The organism is Propioniciclava sp., assembly GCF_029977985.1.
Classification (GTDB): domain Bacteria; phylum Actinomycetota; class Actinomycetes; order Propionibacteriales; family Propionibacteriaceae; genus Propioniciclava.
Map to the genome: position 1 here is coordinate 1 of NZ_JARKOT010000244.1, position 1072 is coordinate 1072.

Sequence of the window (1072 nt, forward strand, 5' to 3'; positions counted from 1 at the left end):
GTCGTGCACCGCGTCCCAGTCGGAGACGACCAGGCCGCGGTAGCCCCACTCGTCCCGCAGCACGTCGGTGAGCAGCCAGCGGTGCTGGGAGGCGTGCACGCCCCCGATGCGGTTGTACGAGCACATCACCGCCCACGGGTCCGCGGCGGCGATCGCGCGGCGGAACGCGTCCAGGTAGGTCGCTCGCAGCGCGCCCTCGGCCACCTCGACGGAGATCTCGGTGCGGTCGGTCTCCTGGTTGTTGGCCGCGAAGTGCTTGAGGCAGGCGCCCACCCCGACGCCCTGGATGCCCCGGATGTAGGCCGCCGCCAGGTCACCGGCGAGCACCGGGTCCTCGGCGAAGTACTCGAAGTTGCGGCCGCACAGCGGCGTCCGCTTCATGTTCACCCCGGGCCCGAGCACGAGCTGCACGCCCATCGCCCGTGCCTCCTCGCCGATCGCCGCGGCGACCCGGGCGACCAGGTCCGCGTCCCAGGTGGCGCCGAGCGCCGACCCGGTCGGGAAGCCCGTCGACGGCACCCAGACCATGTCGACGCCGGTCTCGGTGCGCAGGCCGTGCGGCCCGTCGCCCAGCTCGACCGCCGGCAACCCGACCTCGGGGATCGCGCAGGTGTGCCAGTCGTCGACCCCGCTGAGCAGGGCGGCCTGCTGCTCGAGGGTGAGGGACGCGACCAGCTCGGACGCACGGCTCACGGTGTCCCCTTCACGTGTCCAGGAAGTCGGACGGATGCGTCGCCCCGGCCACCCGGTCGCGAAGGCCCGGCGTCAGCGCCACCCCGCCCTCGGCGAGGGCGTCCAGCACGCAGCCGGCCAGCGGCGGCGCGGTCGCGACCGTGACCGGACAGCCGGAGTAGCGGGCGGCCAGCGCGGCGGTGAGCACGGTCCGGAACACCGGGTGCTCGGAGGTCACCACGGACCCGTTGAGCACGATCGGAAACTCCGGCGAGGGCACGGCGCCGACCTGGCCGGCCACCCAGCCCGCGTAGCCGGCGAACGCCCTGGCCTGGTCCTCCACCAGCCGCAGGGCCACCGGGTCGCCGGCCCCGGCCACCTCCAGCACCGTGCGGGTGGC

Annotated in this window: 2 protein-coding genes; both read right to left on the minus strand. The window is 74.8% G+C overall.

Annotation, left to right across the window (positions count from 1 at the left end; genetic code table 11):
• A partial coding sequence (locus tag Q1K57_RS13745) for a glycoside hydrolase family 3 N-terminal domain-containing protein (RefSeq protein ID WP_300083574.1) occupies positions 1 to 693 on the minus strand: 693 nt, incomplete at its 3' end.
• A gap of 10 nt (positions 694 to 703) precedes the next feature.
• Positions 704 to 1072 (minus strand): hypothetical protein (locus tag Q1K57_RS13750; protein ID WP_300083576.1); only part of this gene is annotated, 369 nt, incomplete at its 5' end.